This is a genomic window from Bradyrhizobium sp. Crot121, from assembly GCF_059512385.1.
The window spans coordinates 308,020-322,806 of sequence record NZ_JCAMOR010000002.1 but is presented as its reverse complement, the minus strand read 5'-3'; the positions used below and the strand labels follow the sequence as shown (position 1 = coordinate 322,806).

Here is a 14,787-nt window from a genome sequence, read left to right as displayed (position 1 = left end):
GCGGCGACGTCCGCTATTGCGTCGCTATTGGCTGACAAGCAGACGTCAGGCGTGCCTGACCAAGCACCCCGATTTACGAGTACACGGCCCAGTCCGCCCCTACAAATCTGCGGGGCGCCTCTTGCAGGCGAAGAACGCGGTGACGGCGAGCGGGATTGCGAGCGCGATCCATGAGGTCGTGTCCCAGATGCCATCGCCGAGCAAGGCGGACACAAGGCCGAAAGCGACGATCACCGCGATGATCGCCGGCAACAGAAAGATCTGGGTGAGCGAACGACGGGCGTTGATCATCAGAGGTGCTCCGGAACTTGCACGGCGGGATATCGGGATTCGGCCAATTCACCCACCACTCTACTCCGCGGGCGGCGCATGCGGTGTTTCGGCCGATTTGCCGAAACGGCGTTTCGCCTCTTCACGCCAGCGCTGGAAGATGACGTAGAGCATCGGCACCAGGAAAATGCCGATCGAGCTTGCGGCGAGCATGCCGCCGAACACCGCCGTGCCGACCGCCCTGCGGCTGATCTCGGCGGCACCGGTCGCGACCACCAGCGGCACCAGGCCGAGGATGAAGGCGATCGAGGTCATCATGACCGCGCGGAACCGCATCTGGGCGCCGAGCTCGGCGGCCTGCGCGATCGGCAATCCGCCCTCGCGCTGCTCCTTGGCAAACTCGACGATCAGGATGCCGTTCTTGGCGGCGAGCGCGATCAGCACCACGAGGCCGATCTGGCCGTAGAGGTCGAGGTTCAGGCCTGCGACCTTGATCGCGATGTACGAGCCGAGCACACCGACCGTGACCGCCAGCAGGACCGGGATCGGAATGGTCCAGCTCTCGTAGAGCGCAACCAGGAACAGATAGGCGAACAGCACCGCAAGCGCGAGGATGATGCCGGTCTGCCCCGAGGCCGCCTGCTCCTGATAGGCGGTGCCGGTCCATTCGTAGGAATAGCCGGCCGGCAGCGTCGCCCGCGAAATCTCCTCCATCGCGGCGATCGCGGTGCCTGACGAGACGCCCGGCGCCGGACTGCCGTTGATGGTGACCGAGCGGTAGTTGTTGTAGCGGGTGATGACCTGCGGTCCGGTGACGATCCTCACACTCGCGATGGAGCGCATCGGCACCATCTCGCCGCCGCTGTTGCGGACATAGATCTGCCAGATGTCGGAGATGTCGCCACGATTGGCGGCCTCGCCCTCCACATTGACCTGCCAGGTGCGGCCGAACAGGTTGAAGTTGTTGACGTAGATGCCGCCCAGCGTCGCCTGGAGCGCGGTGAACACGTCGGCCATGTTCAGCCCGAGCGCCTGCGCCTTGGCGCGGTCGATGTCGAGATAGATCGACGGATTGGTCGCGGTGAAGGTCGAGAACACGCGCGCCAGCCGGGGATCGCGGTTGGCCGCATTGATCAGGCCGGTCATCGTGCTGCCGAGCGCGGCCGGATCCTGCCCCTCAAGCGCATCGAGCTGATATTCGAAGCCGCCGGAGGTCGAAAGCCCGATGATCGGCGGCAGGTTGAACGGCAGGATATTGGCCTGCCGGATCTGCGCGCCCTCACCAAACATCCGCCGGATCGTCGCCTGCACCGAATCCGCCGCGGCCTGCCGATCGGCGAACGGTTTCATGCGCGCCACCATGAAGGCCGAGTTCGGCTCGCTCGCGCCGTCGAGCAGCGAGAAGCCGATGATCGAGAGCACGTGCTCGACCTGCGGCATGTTCTTCAAGAGCGCCTCGACCTGCTTGGTCACCTCGCTGGTGCGCGACACCGACGCACCGTCAGGCAATTGCACCGAGATGAAGAAGGCGCCCTGATCCTCCTCGGGCAGGAAGCCCGTCGGAGTTATTCGCGACACGCCGAGAACGCCGCCGGCAAACACCAGCACCGCGACCAGCGACAATATCGCCACCCGCAGCAGCCGGCGCACCATGCCGGCATAACGGTCGCGCACCCAATCGATGCCGCCGAGCACGCGCCCCATGATGCCGCGGCGCGGCCCGGTATGCCGCAGGAACACGGCGCAGAGTGCCGGCGACAGCGTCAGCGCGTTCAGCGCCGAAATCACCATCGCCGCGCTGATCGTCACCGCGAACTGGCGAAACAGGGTTCCGGAGATGCCGGGGATGAACGCGATCGGCACGAACACCGACAACAGCACCAGCGAAATCGCGATGATCGGCGCGGTGATCTGCGCCATCGCCTTTTTGGTGGCCTCCGCCGGCGACAGCTCGGGCTCGCTCTCCATCACGCGTTCGACGTTCTCGACCACGACGATGGCGTCGTCGACCACGATGCCGATGGCAAGCACCATCGCAAGCAGCGACACGGTATTGGCGGAATAGCCGAGGATCAGGAGAACCGCAAAGGTGCCGATCAGGCTGACCGGCACCGCGACCGCCGGGATCACGGTGGCGCGCAGGTTGCCGAGGAACAGGAAGACGACGATCACGACCAGCACGAAGGCTTCGCCGAGCGTCTTCAGCACTTCCTTGATGGTGTCGGAGACGAAGGTCGTGGAGTCGTACTGCACCAGATAGGTGAGGCCCGGGGGAAACCGTTCCGACAATCTGGTGAGCGTCGACTGCACCGCGGCGGCGGTGGTCACCGCATTGGCGCCCGGCGCAAGATAGATGCCGATCGGTACGCCGGGCTGGCCGTCGATCCGGGACTCGCTGTCCATGTTCTGGGCGCCGATCTCGACCCGGGCGACGTCGCTGACCCGGAGCACCGAGCCGTCCGGATTGGCGCGCAGCACGATATTGCCGAACTGGGCCGCCGTCGTGAGCCGCCCTTGCGTCTGCACGTTGAACTGGAACTGCTGGTCCTCGGCGATCGGACGGGCGCCGATGCGGCCGACCGGCGCCTGCACGCTCTGCGCCCGGATCGCCGCGATCACATCCGAGGGCGCCAGATTGAGGCTGGTGAGCCGCTGCGTATCGAACCAGATCCGCATCGAGTAGTTCAGCTTCGCGAACAGCGAGGCCTGGCCGACGCCCGGCGTGCGCGAGATCGCATCGAGCACGTTGATGATCGCGTAGTTGGTGATGAACAGCGGATCCTGCTGGCCGCTCTTGCTGTACAGCACGATGAACTGCAGCACGGCCGAGGATTTCTTCTGCACGACCAGGCCTTGCGCCTGCACCTCGGTCGGCAGTTGCGCGAGCGCGCTCTGGACGCGGTTGTTGACGTTGACGGTGTTGATATCAGGATTGGTGCCGAGCGCGAACGAGACGGTCAGCGTGTAGCTGCCGTCATTGCCGCTGGTCGACTTCATGTAGAGCATCTTGTCGACGCCGACGACCTGGGCTTCGAGCGGCTGCGCGACGCTCGATTCCACCACTTCGGCGGAGGCGCCCGGGAAATTGGCGGTTACGGTGACCTGTGGCGGCACGATGTCCGGAAACTGCGCCACCGGAATTTGCAATAGCGCCAGCGCGCCCGCGATGGTGATGACCAGCGCGATGACGATGGCAAGCCGCGGACGATCGACGAAGATGGCGGAAATCATGGGCTGGTGCCCGCAGGCTTCGGACCGATCGCGCCGCTGCTCCGGGGCGTGCCCGTGTTTTCCGCCGTTTCCTTCAGGCTCGACTGGATCAGCGCGCTCGCCGGTGCCGGCGCCACCGGCTGGCCGGGCCGCACCCGCTGCATCCCTTCAGCGATCACCTTCTCTCCGACCGAAAGCCCAGAGGTCACCGAAGCGATGGTCGCGGTCGACTGTCCAAGGACGATCCGCCGCTGCTCCGCCTTGTTGTCGGCCCCGAGCACGAAGACATAGTCGCCCTGCTGGTCCGACAGCACGGCCGAGCGCGGGATCGCCACCACGTCGACCGGCTGCGCGCCCTCGAGCAGGACGGTGACGAACTCGTTGTCGGTGAGCTGGCGCACCGTGACGTTGTCCGCCGACGACAGACGAGGCAGTATGGGATTGGGGATAATGCCGCGCAGCGTGATGGTATCGGTGTTCTGCGCGATCGTGTTGTTGACGAAGTTGAGCTCGCCGACCTGGTCATAGAGCTTGCCGTCGGGCAGACGGATCCTGATCACCACCGCCTTGAACCCGCCCAGCGTCGCGTAACGGTCTCGCAGCACGAGGCCTTCGCGCACCGACACCGGGAAGGTCACATACATCGGGTCCTGGCTCACGATGGTCGTGAGCACGCCTGAACTCGGGCTGACGACGTTGCCCTCGGTCACGGCCGTGCGGCCGATCTTGCCGTCGATCGGCGAGCGGATCTGGGTGTAGTCCAGATTGATCTTTGAGAGATCGACCTGCGCCTGGGCCGCCTGGACCTGTGCTTCCAGGCTCTGCTCGTTGGCGAGCGCGGCATCATAGGTGGACTGCTGGCCGGCCGGGCCGCCGAGCAGGGCCTTGGCGCGGCCGGTCGTCAGCTTGGCGTTGACGAGGGTGGCCTGCAATTGCGCGACTTGCGCCTTCTTGGACTCAAGGTCCGCCTCGAACGGGCCGCGCTCGAGCTCGTAGAGCATATCGCCGGTCTTGACCTCGGCGCCTTCGACGAAGTTCCGCTTTTCCAGGAAGGCGGTGACGCGGGCGACCACGTTGACCCGGTTGGTGGCCTCGATCCGCCCCAGAAACTCGTTGGATTGCGTCACAGGCCGCTTGACCGCCTCGATGATACCGACGGCGGGAGGTCCCGCGGCCTGCTGGGCCTCGGCGGCGGCCAGCGCGCCGAACATGGCGGTCCCCAACGCGATAGCCCCGGCGAACCGGGCCATTGTCATCCCTGCAAGATTCACTGTTCGCGCCTTTGTCCCGTTTGACCCGGATCAATAGCATCCGCATCGGGAAAGCCAACGGTATGAACGTATGGCAGCGCTCAATCGATGCTCTGTCGATGGCTGGATCGCCGCGTTGCACCAAAATGTGATGGCAGAGGAAGGGATCAGGTCCGCAGGCCTCCGCTGGTAGCGCTGTGTGGCCCCGCCGCTACTGGAACGAACTTTTTTGGCGAGGCGCTGCACAACCTGCTGAATGTTGCTTGCTGCACGATCGGCCAGCAAGCCAAGCTTGGCTAGGCGCCGTGGGGCCGGTCGCCGGGGGAGCTTTCCGATGGCAAAGCTCGGGATTTGCACGGCAGTCCTTCTTGCGATTGTCGGCGGATCGGAGACAAGGGCAGCCGACGTCGCGCCGACCAAGGCGCCGCCGGCAGCGTCCACGACGCCGCGCCCCTGCACCGACCCGTCGGACTTCGTCACGACCAACTGCCAGCTCACCTGGGAAGGCATCACGGTCTTCGGCATCATCGACACCGGCTTCGGCTGGCAAAGCCACGGTGCCTCGTTTGATCCGCGATCTGCAGTTGCAGCGTCCTACCTGGTCCAGAAACAGAACCGCTTGGCGACATGGACGCTCGCGCCCAATGCCTTGAGCAATTCGACCATTGGCATCAAGGGAACCAGGCCAATCGGCGAGGACTTTTCTTTCGTCTTTGACCTCGATGCCGGCTTCGACCCCTATTCGCTGCGATTCTCGAATGGACCCGGAGCTATCGCCGCGAATGCCGGCCTCCCGCAAAACCTGCAAACCGCCTATTCGGATTCAAGCCGAGCGGGTCAGTGGTACAACGGTCAGGGTTACGTCGGCGTCAGCTCCCCCACCTATGGCACGCTGACCCTCTTCCGTCAGAACTCGCTGACGCTGGACGCCGTGTTCGATTACGATCCGTTCGGCGCCTCCTACGGTTTCTCGGCGATCGGCTTCCAGGGAATCACCTGCGGCGGCGGCAACACCGAAAATTGCAGACACTCGACGTCATTGAAGTACCGGTACAACTTCAACCATTTCCGGGCGGCGGCGCTGTGGCAGTTCGGCGGCTATGACGAGAACAATGCGTCCAATGGCGCCTATCAATTCCAGCTCGGCGGCGACATTCCGATCCGCGGCAATGACGTGCTCTCGGTCGATGCGATCTACAGCCATGTCAAGGATTCCGTGTCGCTCGCGCTTGCACCGGGAGCCAACAACGCGTTCGGGACGCCGATCGCCCCGTTCCTGCCGCAGACGCTGACGGCGACGATCTCCGACAACACCGCCGCGATGTTCGTGGCGAGATACACGACCAAGTCGCTGAAGCTGTACGCCGGTTACGAATACATCCGATACGAGCCGCCGAGCAATCCGCAAGTCGCCTTCACCGACATCGCAGGAAACTTCCTTTGTCAGAGCTGCGATACCCTCAACAACACGAACATCAACAATGCCGCGTTCGGCGTCGGCGGGCTCGGCAACAAGACCTTTCAGGTCATGTGGGCCGGCGCGAAATACTCCATAACCGACGATCTGGACGTGATCGGCGCCTATTATCACTACATCCAGGACTCCTTCTTCGGCACTGCCGCCAGAGGCCCCGCCTTCTGCTCCTCTAGCGAACACCCGCAATGCGCCGGGACGTTCGACGCAATTTCCACCGCGGTCGATTGGAGGTTTGCGCCTAAATGGGATACCTATGTCGGCGTGATGTTCACGCAGGTCAACGGCGGATTGGGGTTCGGCTTCTTCGAGCATAGCAACGTCGCCACTACGGCCGGGTTGCGCTTCCGCTTTTGAGATTGACGCGACCTACGCGGGTCGCTGCGACCAGCCTACCGGCGCCTCGATATCAAAATTGGCAAGCTCATAGCCGCGGCGGAAATCGACGATGTGCTTGTCCATCCAGGACCGCGCCTCGGCGGGATTACGCATCGAGAGCGCCTGCAGGATCTTCTCATGGGCGAACACCAGGCGTTCGCCGGCATTCAGGCGGGAGAACACCCGCAAGAAGGCCGGATAGAATAGCTGGCTCATCGGCTCGCGGCTGAGCTGCAGGGCACGATTGCGCGAGGCTCGCGCGATGATCTGGTGAAACTCGATGTCGAGCGCAACGAGGCTCTGCTTGTCCTCGAGCGCGGCCTTGGTCCTGTCGACATTGACCCGCAGCGCGGCCAGCAGGTCCTCGTCGATCCGCATCGCGGCGCATTCGGCCAGCACCGGCTCGAAACAGCGCATGCTTTCCCAGAGTTCGAAGAAGCTGATCTCCTGCAGCACGATCGCGGCCGTCACCTTCTCGGAAATGTCGGCCTCGCGGGGCGCGGTGACATAGAGCAATTTGCCGCCATCGTGACGGCGGACGAGGCCGTTCTGCTCCAGCACCCGGATCGCTTCCCGGACCGTCGAGCGGTGGACACCAAAGCTTGCCGCCAGCGCTATCTCCGCCGGCACCCGGTCGCCGACCGCCCACTCGCCCGACATGATCTTGGCCTCGATGCTGCGCACCACCACCCGGTAGACCGGCTCGTTGCGCTCCTGGGCGTTGTTGCTGAGATCCGCTACAGACATCAGGCGACGCCTCGCGCGAACTCGCGGTCGCGCAATTCGCGGCGACGGATCTTGCCGGTGATCGTCATCGGAAGCTCGGCGATGTACGCGATCGCGCGCGGATATTTGTAAGGCGCGGTGACCGACTTGACGTGGTCCTGCAATTCGCGCGTCAGCTCCGGCGACGGCGCATGGCCTTGCCGCAGCACGACGAACGCCTTCACGATCTCCCCACGCTCGGCATCGGGGCTGCCGACCACCGCACACATCTGCACCGCCGGATGCTCGGCCAGCGCGTTCTCGACCTCGATCGGGCCGATGCGGTATCCGGCTGAATTGATGACATCGTCCGAGCGCCCGCGATACCAGAGATAGCCATCGGCATCCTTCTCCGCGCGATCGCTGGTCAGAAACCAGCGTCCGTCCGGACCATCGACAAAGCAGGCCGCGGTGCGCTCCGCATCCTTCCAGTAGCCGAGCATCAATTGCGGGTGTGGCACTTTCAGCGCGAGGTCGCCCTCCTGCCCCGGCGGCAAGCGGTTGCCCTTGGCGTCGATCACATCAAGGTCGGAGCCCGGCGATGGGCGCCCCATCGAGCCGTAACGGACCGGCTCGGTTGGATAGTTCAGCGCGACCATCAGGGCTTCGGTCTGCCCATAGGCTTCATCGATGCGGATGCCGGTCGCCGCCTCCCAGCGCTCGGCGACGACGGGGTTCATGGCTTCGCCCGCAGTGACGACGCGGCGCAGCCGGCCGAGATCATCGCGCGCGCGGACTTCGCCGACGACCCGCGACAACTCCGTGCCGGGCGCGCAGTAGACGGTGACCTGGTGCTTGCGCAGGAGTTCGAGCCGGTCCTTCGGCACGAACGGGCCGTCGAAGAAGAACGAGCAGGCGCCGCAGCTCAGCGGCCCGAAGATGATGCTCGTACCCGCCTTGCTCCAGCCGGTGTCTGCCGTGCACCAGATCACCTCGCCGGGACGCAGATCGAGCCAGTAGATCGCGGAGACCCGCCACGCATAGATCGCGCGCGCCGCATGGACGACGGCCTTCGGGTGGCCGGTCGAGCCTGACGTATAATACATGATCGCGGGATCTTCGGCCCGGACGATCGCCGGCTCGATCGTCTCGGAAGCGCGCGCCACTTCGCTGTTCCAATCGAGCCAGCCTGACGTCTGGCCGAGGGCGATCCGCACCGGGATGAGTTCCTCCACGGATGCGAATTTGCCGGTCTGCTCGGGACGGCAGATCGCCGCCTTGGCCTCGGCATTGGCGACGCGATATTCGATATCGCGCGCCGTCAGCATCTCGATGCACGGGATCGGCACCGCGCCGATCTTCATCGCCGCAATCAGCGCGACGAACCATTCCGCCAGCCGCGGCAGCATGATGATGACGCGGTCGCCCTTTTCGACGCCGTTCGCCCGCAACACATTCGCGAGCCGGTTCGATAGCAGCGACAGATCGGAATAGCTGTAGCGCCGCGTCTCGCCTGCGGCGTTCTCCCAGATCAGCGCCGGCCCATCCTGCTCGCGGGCGCGGCGGTCGATGATATCGGCGCCGAAATTGAAGGTCTCCGGCATCTGCCAGCGGAAATTGGCGCACAGGCTTTCATAGCCTTCGACCGCAGGCTCTTTGGGCGGTGACCAGACATCTCGCATCATTTCCTCCTGCTCGCGCGTTTTGCGCTTGTTGTTCTGTTTCTGCGGCGGGCTCTTACTGCCGCCTATCTCGCGCCGTGAGTCACGATCCGCCGTCCGATCGCCCAGCGGTGCACTTCGGACGGGCCGTCATAGATGCGGAAGGCGCGGACGTCGCGATAGAACCGCTCGACCACCGTGTCGCGGGTGGTGCCGAGCCCGCCGAGGATCTGCAGCGAACGGTCCGCGACGCGCGCGATCGCTTCCGAGCAGATCACCTTGGCCATCGAGCTCTCGGTCGAGGCCCGCTCGCCTTTGTCGAGCAGCCAGGCCGTATGCCAGATCGTCAGTTGCGCCTGGTGGATGTCCATCGCGTTGTCGGCCAGCATGAAGGAGACGCCCTCGTGCTCGCCGAGCGGCTTGCCGAACGCCGTGCGACGCCGCGCGTACTCGGTCGCGATTTCCTGGGCGCGGATCGCGGCGCCGAGCCAGCGCATGCAATGCGTGAGCCGCGCCGGCGCGAGGCGAACCTGGGCGTGACGAAAGCCCTGTCCGATCTCGCCGAGCACGGCGTCGGACGGCACGCGAAGTCCATTGAAGCGGACCACCGCATGCCCGCCGACAAAGCTGGAATCGATAGTGTCGAGCGTGCGCTCGATCGTGATAGCGGGATCGGACATGTCGGCCAGGAACATGGTCGCAGCCCCCTCCATTCCTGCGCCGCTCGTCTTCGCCATGATGATCGCAAAGGCCGCGCCTTCGGCACCGGTGATCAGCCATTTCTCGCCGTCGATGACCCAGTCATTGCCATCGCGCCGCGCCGTAGTCTGCAACTGGCCGGGATCGGAGCCTGCGCCGGGAGCGGGCTCCGTCATGCAGAAGCAGGAGCGGATATCTCCGGTCGCGAGCGGCTTCAAATAGCGCTCGCGCTGATCCGGCCGCGCCACGACATCGAAGAGATGGATGTTGCCCTCATCAGGCGCGGCGCAATGCAGCGCCACGGGACCGAGCATGGAATAGCCGGCGGCGGTGAACACGGCGGCGCGGCCGATATGCGACAGATGCTGGCCGCCATATTCCGCCGGCGCATGCGGTGCGAATACGCCGGCCTTGCGCGCGAGCGCGTTGAGCTCGCGCCGTAGCTCGTCGGTCGGCCCATGGGAGGTCCAGCGCTTGTCCTTCTCGAACGGGACGACCGTGTCCTTGACGAAGGCTTTCACGCGATCGGCCAGTTCGGACACGCGCGGTGGCAGCGAAAAGTTCATGTCGAGTTGATGCATCGTCAGTTTCCTCGTTCAGCACCGGTCGTGGCATCGCGCGCGACCAGAAGAATGTCTTCGCCAACGCGGGCGAAGTCGGCATAGCGACTGTCCTTCACCGCGCCGTTGACCCATTGCCGGTGCAGTTGCAGGAACACGATCCCGAGCTTGAACAGCGCGAGCACGCGCATCGCCGGCAGATCGTCGATATCCAGTCCGGTCAGATCGGCATAGCGCCGCGCAACATCGGCGCGCCGCCAGAATCCGGAATGAGTTGTCGGCATCTGCTGCAGGCGCTGCAATGTCGGCGGATCATCCGGCTGCGCCCAATAGCTCAAGAGCGTCGCCAGATCGAACAGCGGATCGCCCCGCGTTCCCATGTCCCAATCGACCAGCGCGACCGGCGAAAGCGTCTGCGGATTCAGGATCAGATTGTCGAGCTTGAAATCGCAATGCAGCAGCGTCGGCTTCCGCTCGCGGAATGTCTGCCGGGACAGCCACCGCGAAATGTCCTGCAATAGACCCGGCAACGTGCTGCCGTCGGCAACCAGCGCCCCACGTTTCGACCAGCCGGCAATCGCGCGGGCGATGAACCCCTCGGGGCGGCCGAGATCCTCAAGACCGACCGCGCGCGCATCGACCCCGTGCAGCGCGGCCAAGGTCGCAACCATCATCTCCGAGAGAATCCCGGGTGCATCGTCGCGTCCTTGCAGCGGCGACAGATCTGCGCCGCGGATGACGAGCCCCGCGCGATACTCAATGAGTTGGAAGGGAACGCCGATGACGCCGCGGTCGCCGCAATAGTGCAGCCCCCTTGCGATGAAGGGCAGCGCATCGGCAAGGCGCGACAGGATGCGATGCTCGCGCGCCATGTCGTGGGCGCCCGGCGGCAGATCGCCGTCAGGCGGACGGCGCAGGACAGTCGGTGCGCCGTCGACGTTCAGGAGATAGTTGCGATTGGCGAGGCCACCGGCGAACTGCCGGATCGGCCGCGCCAGATCGACATTCATGCCGTGGGCTTCCAGATAGCGCGCAAGGCGATCCCAATCGGCCGGCGCGGTTTCCGCGGCCGACAGCAGTCCCGGATTTCCTGATAGCGACGGATCAGCAATCACGCGCGCCTCGACCTCCCTGTTCCGAATATCAAGGTTGGAGCCCTCGCCTCCCGCCGCTTGGACGGCCCGGGATCTATTATTGTCGGACCAAAAGTTAGCGCCAGGACAGCCGAACTTGCAATTGGCAATAGCGAAATCGACACTTCGCGCCAAGCTATTGTCATAAGCGTTTGTGATTTATAGATATTTTTCGAAACGGCTTCTGAGAGCGAGCCAGATCCACCGGAACGTATATGTCGGACAATAAATTAGTGCTCCCGGGCACCGAAGCGATGACGGTAGGCGGTCGGGCTGATGCCGGCGACTTTCCGGAAGCGCGATCGGAAGGTAACCGCGGATTCGAATCCGACCGAGCTTGCAATCTGATCGACCGAAGCCACGCTGGTTTCGAGCAGTTCCTGCGCCCGGCGAATGCGCATCTTGAGCAGCCATTGCAGCGGCGTCGTTCCGGTCTGCTCCTGGAAGCGTCGCGCCAGTGTCCTCGGACTCATGCGCGCCCGGTCGGCCAGCGACCGAACCGTGAGCGTGCGGTCGAGATTGGCGCTCATCCAGTCGAGCAGCGAGGCCAGGCTGGCGGCGGATTTTGGCGGTTCGTGCCTGATGAACTGGGACTGGCCGCCGTCCCTGACCAGGGGAGCAACGGCGAGCCGCGCCGCGTCGGCCGCAACCGCCTGACCGTGATCGCGTCGTAGCAGATGCAGGCACATGTCCACTCCCGCTGAGGCTCCGGCGGAGGTGATCAGGCGCCCCTCGTCGACGAACAGCACGTTTGGATCGACCTGGATGCGCGGATAGCGCCGTGCGAACTCGTCTGCGCAGATCCAATGCGTCGTGGCCCGGCGTCCATCCAGGAGGCCAGTTGCCGCCAGAACGAAGGCTCCCGAACAGATCGACGCCAGTCTGGCGCCGCGCTCCCAGGCAGATTGAAGCGCCCCAAGCACGGCCGGGGAGACCGGAGCGGTCGGATCTTCCACTCCCGGCACCAGGACCGTATCGGCCGACGCGAGCTCCTCAAGGCCCCACTCCGTTTGTAACGTGAAATTCCTCGACCGAACTTCGGTCGCTTCGCTGCACACGCGGACACTATAGCTGGCGACGCCCGCCGCTCCACTCGCGCGCCCGAACACCTCGCACGGGACCGACAGGTCGAACGGTACGAAGCCGTCCATCGCGAGAACTGAAACTTTATGCATGACCACCTCGGAGCGAGCATTTTCCAGGGCGAACATAGCCGAAACGCGGTTTGGCAGGAAATGATCGCAGGTTGTCATTTCGGTCACTCACCGAATGCGCGAGGCATTGTCTATGCATGCCGCCGGTCTTGAAGCGGGAAGGTGCGCGTGTCCGACGATTACGAATCGACACAGTTGCGGTGGCTTGGAATGCTGTCGGTCCTCGAGGCGACAACGCTGGTCCTGCTTGTCGCAGTCGCCGTGCCACTGAAGCATATCGCCGGCTGGAACGTCGCCGTCCATGTCATGGGGCCGGTCCACGGCCTTGCGTTTCTCGGCTATTGCTGGGCTGCGATCCAGGCGATCGCGGAAGGCGGCTGGAGCCGATCGGAGGCGGTGCGGCTGTTCGCGGTCGCGTTCATCCCGTTCGCGGGCTTTGCCAATGCGCGGCTCATTGCACGAAAGTCCGCGGCCTTGCGCACCGGTGTGGTCCAGTGAGCCTTGCTACGCTTTACCCATGGCTGAAGGCGTTGCATGTCGGCAGCGCCTTCTTTTTTGTAGCCGGTACCGTCACCACATCGATGGTGCTGGCAGCGGAGCGCGCGAATCCGGGATCGGTCGAGCCCGTTGCGGGTTTTCTGGCCAAATCGGAACGCTGGCTGACCACGCCGGCCATGCTGTTGGTCTGGGCTTTCGGCTTGACGTTGGCGGTCACGGCCGGGTGGTTCTCAAGCACCTGGCTGCAAATCAAGTTTGCCTTTGTCGTTGTGCTCTCGGCCGTACATGGAATCCAGTCAGGCCAGCTCCGGCGCCTTGTCAGGAATAAGGCGCTAAAACCCCGGACAACGCTGCCCTTGATCCTCGTCTGCGTGATGGCGGTGGTCGTGCTGGTCGTGGTCAAGCCTTAGCCGCGCCCGCCTTGGGGCGCAGGCGATCCTGAGAGTGGAGCGAGATCTGCTGCCGAAGCAGCCAGCGGATCTCCGAAGGGGTATCGATCTCGCGAATGTCCTCCGCCAGCGACGCTGCGCGCTGGCGATATCTCGGATCATCCAGCACCGAGCGTACAGCGGGACGCAATTGCTCTGCGGTGGGTGCGTTGGTCGCCAGATTGACGCCGACCCCGGACCAGGCCACGCGGACGCTGACATCGCCGCGGTCGGCTGCCGTGCCCGCTGCGACGATGGGAACGCCGTAACTCAAGGCTTGATTGACACTGCCGTAACCGCCGTTCGTCACGAATGCATCGGCTTTCGACAACGCCCACTCAAACGGGAGATACTGCGCGACCCGCACATTTCCAGGCAGGGGTCCACCGAGCGCGTCGATCGGACGCCCGCCGGTCGTCACCATGACGAGAACATCCCGCTCGTTCGCCAGCGCCTCCAGCGTCGGCAGGGTCAGCTCGCTGAAATCGTCGTTGGTCAACGTGCCCTGGGTCACAAGGACGACCTTGCGTGAACCGTCCAACTCGTAGGCCCACGACGGCACTGGCGCCTGGTTCGGCGTAATCGGCAGCGGGCCGACGAAGTGCACCGAACTTGGCAGCCGGCGGCGCGGCAGTTCGAACCGCGGCACCGTGAGCTGCAGATAGATATCGGGCAGCTCCACCATCGCGTCATAAAGATTCAAACGCAGCGGCCTGCTCCCGATCTGGGCCAGGTACTCGTTCACGCATCGTCCGGCCGGGCCAAAGACGGATTGTTCGTAGGTTTGAAAGAGCGAGGCATACTCCCTTAGTTGCTGGTCGTTGCGCGCGGGCCGAATGCCTGCATCGTTCGGGGCGCCGTCGTCTCGACGTGACAGGAGGTAGGTGGTTCCAAGCAGGGCCACGGACGGCCGCTGCGCACGAGGACCAAGCAGCATCGGCAACACACCCAGCATGAGATGATCGCCGATGATGATGTCGGGAGGAAACTCCTGCATGACGATTTTGATGCTCTCGTACTGAGCCAGCATAAAATTGGCGAAACCCTGCTCCAGGATCAGCCGCAACTGCTGTGCGCCCGGCGCCGCTGTCATGATTTCCGGAAACAGTTTGGCGGCGTCTCGCGTATCGACGTCGGCCGCCGGCACGAAACTGCGGAATTGAGCGCCGATCTTTTCGACACGGTCTCGCAGATAGCTCGATGTCAGGCCCATGACCTTCCAGCCGTCGGCGATCAATATCCGCCCGACTCCCAATACTGGATGGAGATGTCCCATCATCGGGGACGAGACGAGAAGCGCCTTCATGCACGGTCTCCGTTGAGCTGAGCAGTTGAGCCGCGGTCATTGACGGCTCGTCGGCTGCGAC

12 protein-coding genes are annotated in these 14,787 nt (G+C 64.3%); 3 read left to right on the top strand and 9 right to left on the bottom strand.

Annotation, left to right across the window (positions count from 1 at the left end):
- Positions 1-99: 99 nt before the first annotated feature.
- From AC5ZGW_RS03630 to AC5ZGW_RS03620, 3 genes are read right to left on the bottom strand one after another with little or no spacing between them, the layout of a single operon-like run.
- Entirely contained in the window at positions 100-291 is a 192-nt protein-coding gene (locus AC5ZGW_RS03630; RefSeq protein WP_028162088.1) for a hypothetical protein, read from the bottom strand.
- A 60-nt stretch (positions 292-351) separates the two neighbouring features.
- Positions 352-3,501, bottom strand: a complete 3,150-nt coding sequence (locus AC5ZGW_RS03625; RefSeq protein ID WP_130228867.1) for an efflux RND transporter permease subunit — start codon at positions 3,499-3,501, stop codon at positions 352-354.
- Positions 3,498-4,730, bottom strand: a complete 1,233-nt coding sequence (locus AC5ZGW_RS03620) for an efflux RND transporter periplasmic adaptor subunit (RefSeq protein ID WP_165435467.1) — start codon at positions 4,728-4,730, stop codon at positions 3,498-3,500. The genes AC5ZGW_RS03625 and AC5ZGW_RS03620 overlap by 4 nt, the downstream gene beginning before the upstream one ends.
- A gap of 334 nt (positions 4,731-5,064) precedes the next feature.
- On the opposite strand from AC5ZGW_RS03620, the gene AC5ZGW_RS03615 reads away from it, so the two are divergent.
- A complete protein-coding gene (locus AC5ZGW_RS03615) occupies positions 5,065-6,561 on the top strand; it encodes a porin (protein ID WP_130228868.1) in 1,497 nt (498 codons plus the stop codon).
- Between the two features lie 12 nt (positions 6,562-6,573).
- Here the strand turns inward: AC5ZGW_RS03615 and AC5ZGW_RS03610 are convergent, their stop codons facing one another.
- The 5 genes from AC5ZGW_RS03610 to AC5ZGW_RS03590 form a co-directional block, all read right to left on the bottom strand.
- The gene (locus AC5ZGW_RS03610; protein ID WP_496113856.1) at positions 6,574-7,329 is read right to left on the bottom strand and encodes a FadR/GntR family transcriptional regulator; all 756 of its coding nucleotides are present in this window, start codon (positions 7,327-7,329) and stop codon (positions 6,574-6,576) included.
- Positions 7,329-8,969 (bottom strand): acetate--CoA ligase, encoded by a 1,641-nt coding sequence (locus AC5ZGW_RS03605; protein WP_130224257.1) that lies wholly within the window; start codon positions 8,967-8,969, stop codon positions 7,329-7,331. The genes AC5ZGW_RS03610 and AC5ZGW_RS03605 overlap by 1 nt, the downstream gene beginning before the upstream one ends.
- A gap of 65 nt (positions 8,970-9,034) precedes the next feature.
- A complete protein-coding gene (locus AC5ZGW_RS03600; RefSeq protein ID WP_245474573.1) occupies positions 9,035-10,228 on the bottom strand; it encodes an acyl-CoA dehydrogenase family protein in 1,194 nt (397 codons plus the stop codon).
- 2 nt (positions 10,229-10,230) lie between these two features.
- A complete protein-coding gene (locus AC5ZGW_RS03595; protein WP_130224255.1) occupies positions 10,231-11,322 on the bottom strand; it encodes a phosphotransferase family protein in 1,092 nt (363 codons plus the stop codon).
- 248 nt (positions 11,323-11,570) lie between these two features.
- Positions 11,571-12,515, bottom strand: a complete 945-nt coding sequence (locus tag AC5ZGW_RS03590) for a GlxA family transcriptional regulator (RefSeq protein ID WP_130224253.1) — start codon at positions 12,513-12,515, stop codon at positions 11,571-11,573.
- Between the two features lie 147 nt (positions 12,516-12,662).
- On the opposite strand from AC5ZGW_RS03590, the gene AC5ZGW_RS03585 reads away from it, so the two are divergent.
- Both AC5ZGW_RS03585 and AC5ZGW_RS03580 read left to right on the top strand, forming a co-directional pair.
- Positions 12,663-12,992: a DUF3817 domain-containing protein gene (locus tag AC5ZGW_RS03585; protein WP_245287183.1), complete on the top strand. Its 330-nt coding sequence runs from the start codon at positions 12,663-12,665 to the stop codon at positions 12,990-12,992.
- A gap of 32 nt (positions 12,993-13,024) precedes the next feature.
- Positions 13,025-13,402 (top strand): CopD family protein, encoded by a 378-nt coding sequence (locus tag AC5ZGW_RS03580; protein WP_165435089.1) that lies wholly within the window; start codon positions 13,025-13,027, stop codon positions 13,400-13,402.
- Here the strand turns inward: AC5ZGW_RS03580 and AC5ZGW_RS03575 are convergent.
- Positions 13,392-14,726 (bottom strand): nucleotide disphospho-sugar-binding domain-containing protein, encoded by a 1,335-nt coding sequence (locus AC5ZGW_RS03575; protein WP_130224249.1) that lies wholly within the window; start codon positions 14,724-14,726, stop codon positions 13,392-13,394. The genes AC5ZGW_RS03580 and AC5ZGW_RS03575 overlap by 11 nt on opposite strands.
- Positions 14,727-14,787 lie beyond the last annotated feature (61 nt).

Coding starts and splice junctions, on each gene's coding strand:
- AC5ZGW_RS03620 (WP_165435467.1), bottom strand. CDS start 4,730: ATGGCCCGGTTCGCCGGGGCTATCGCGTTGGGGACCGCCATGTTCGGC.
- AC5ZGW_RS03605 (WP_130224257.1), bottom strand. CDS start 8,969: ATGCGAGATGTCTGGTCACCGCCCAAAGAGCCTGCGGTCGAAGGCTAT.
- AC5ZGW_RS03600 (WP_245474573.1), bottom strand. CDS start 10,228: ATGCATCAACTCGACATGAACTTTTCGCTGCCACCGCGCGTGTCCGAA.
- AC5ZGW_RS03625 (WP_130228867.1), bottom strand. CDS start 3,501: ATGATTTCCGCCATCTTCGTCGATCGTCCGCGGCTTGCCATCGTCATC.
- AC5ZGW_RS03630 (WP_028162088.1), bottom strand. CDS start 291: ATGATCAACGCCCGTCGTTCGCTCACCCAGATCTTTCTGTTGCCGGCG.
- AC5ZGW_RS03575 (WP_130224249.1), bottom strand. CDS start 14,726: ATGAAGGCGCTTCTCGTCTCGTCCCCGATGATGGGACATCTCCATCCA.
- AC5ZGW_RS03590 (WP_130224253.1), bottom strand. CDS start 12,515: ATGCATAAAGTTTCAGTTCTCGCGATGGACGGCTTCGTACCGTTCGAC.
- AC5ZGW_RS03610 (WP_496113856.1), bottom strand. CDS start 7,329: ATGTCTGTAGCGGATCTCAGCAACAACGCCCAGGAGCGCAACGAGCCG.
- AC5ZGW_RS03615 (WP_130228868.1), top strand. CDS start 5,065: ATGGCAAAGCTCGGGATTTGCACGGCAGTCCTTCTTGCGATTGTCGGC.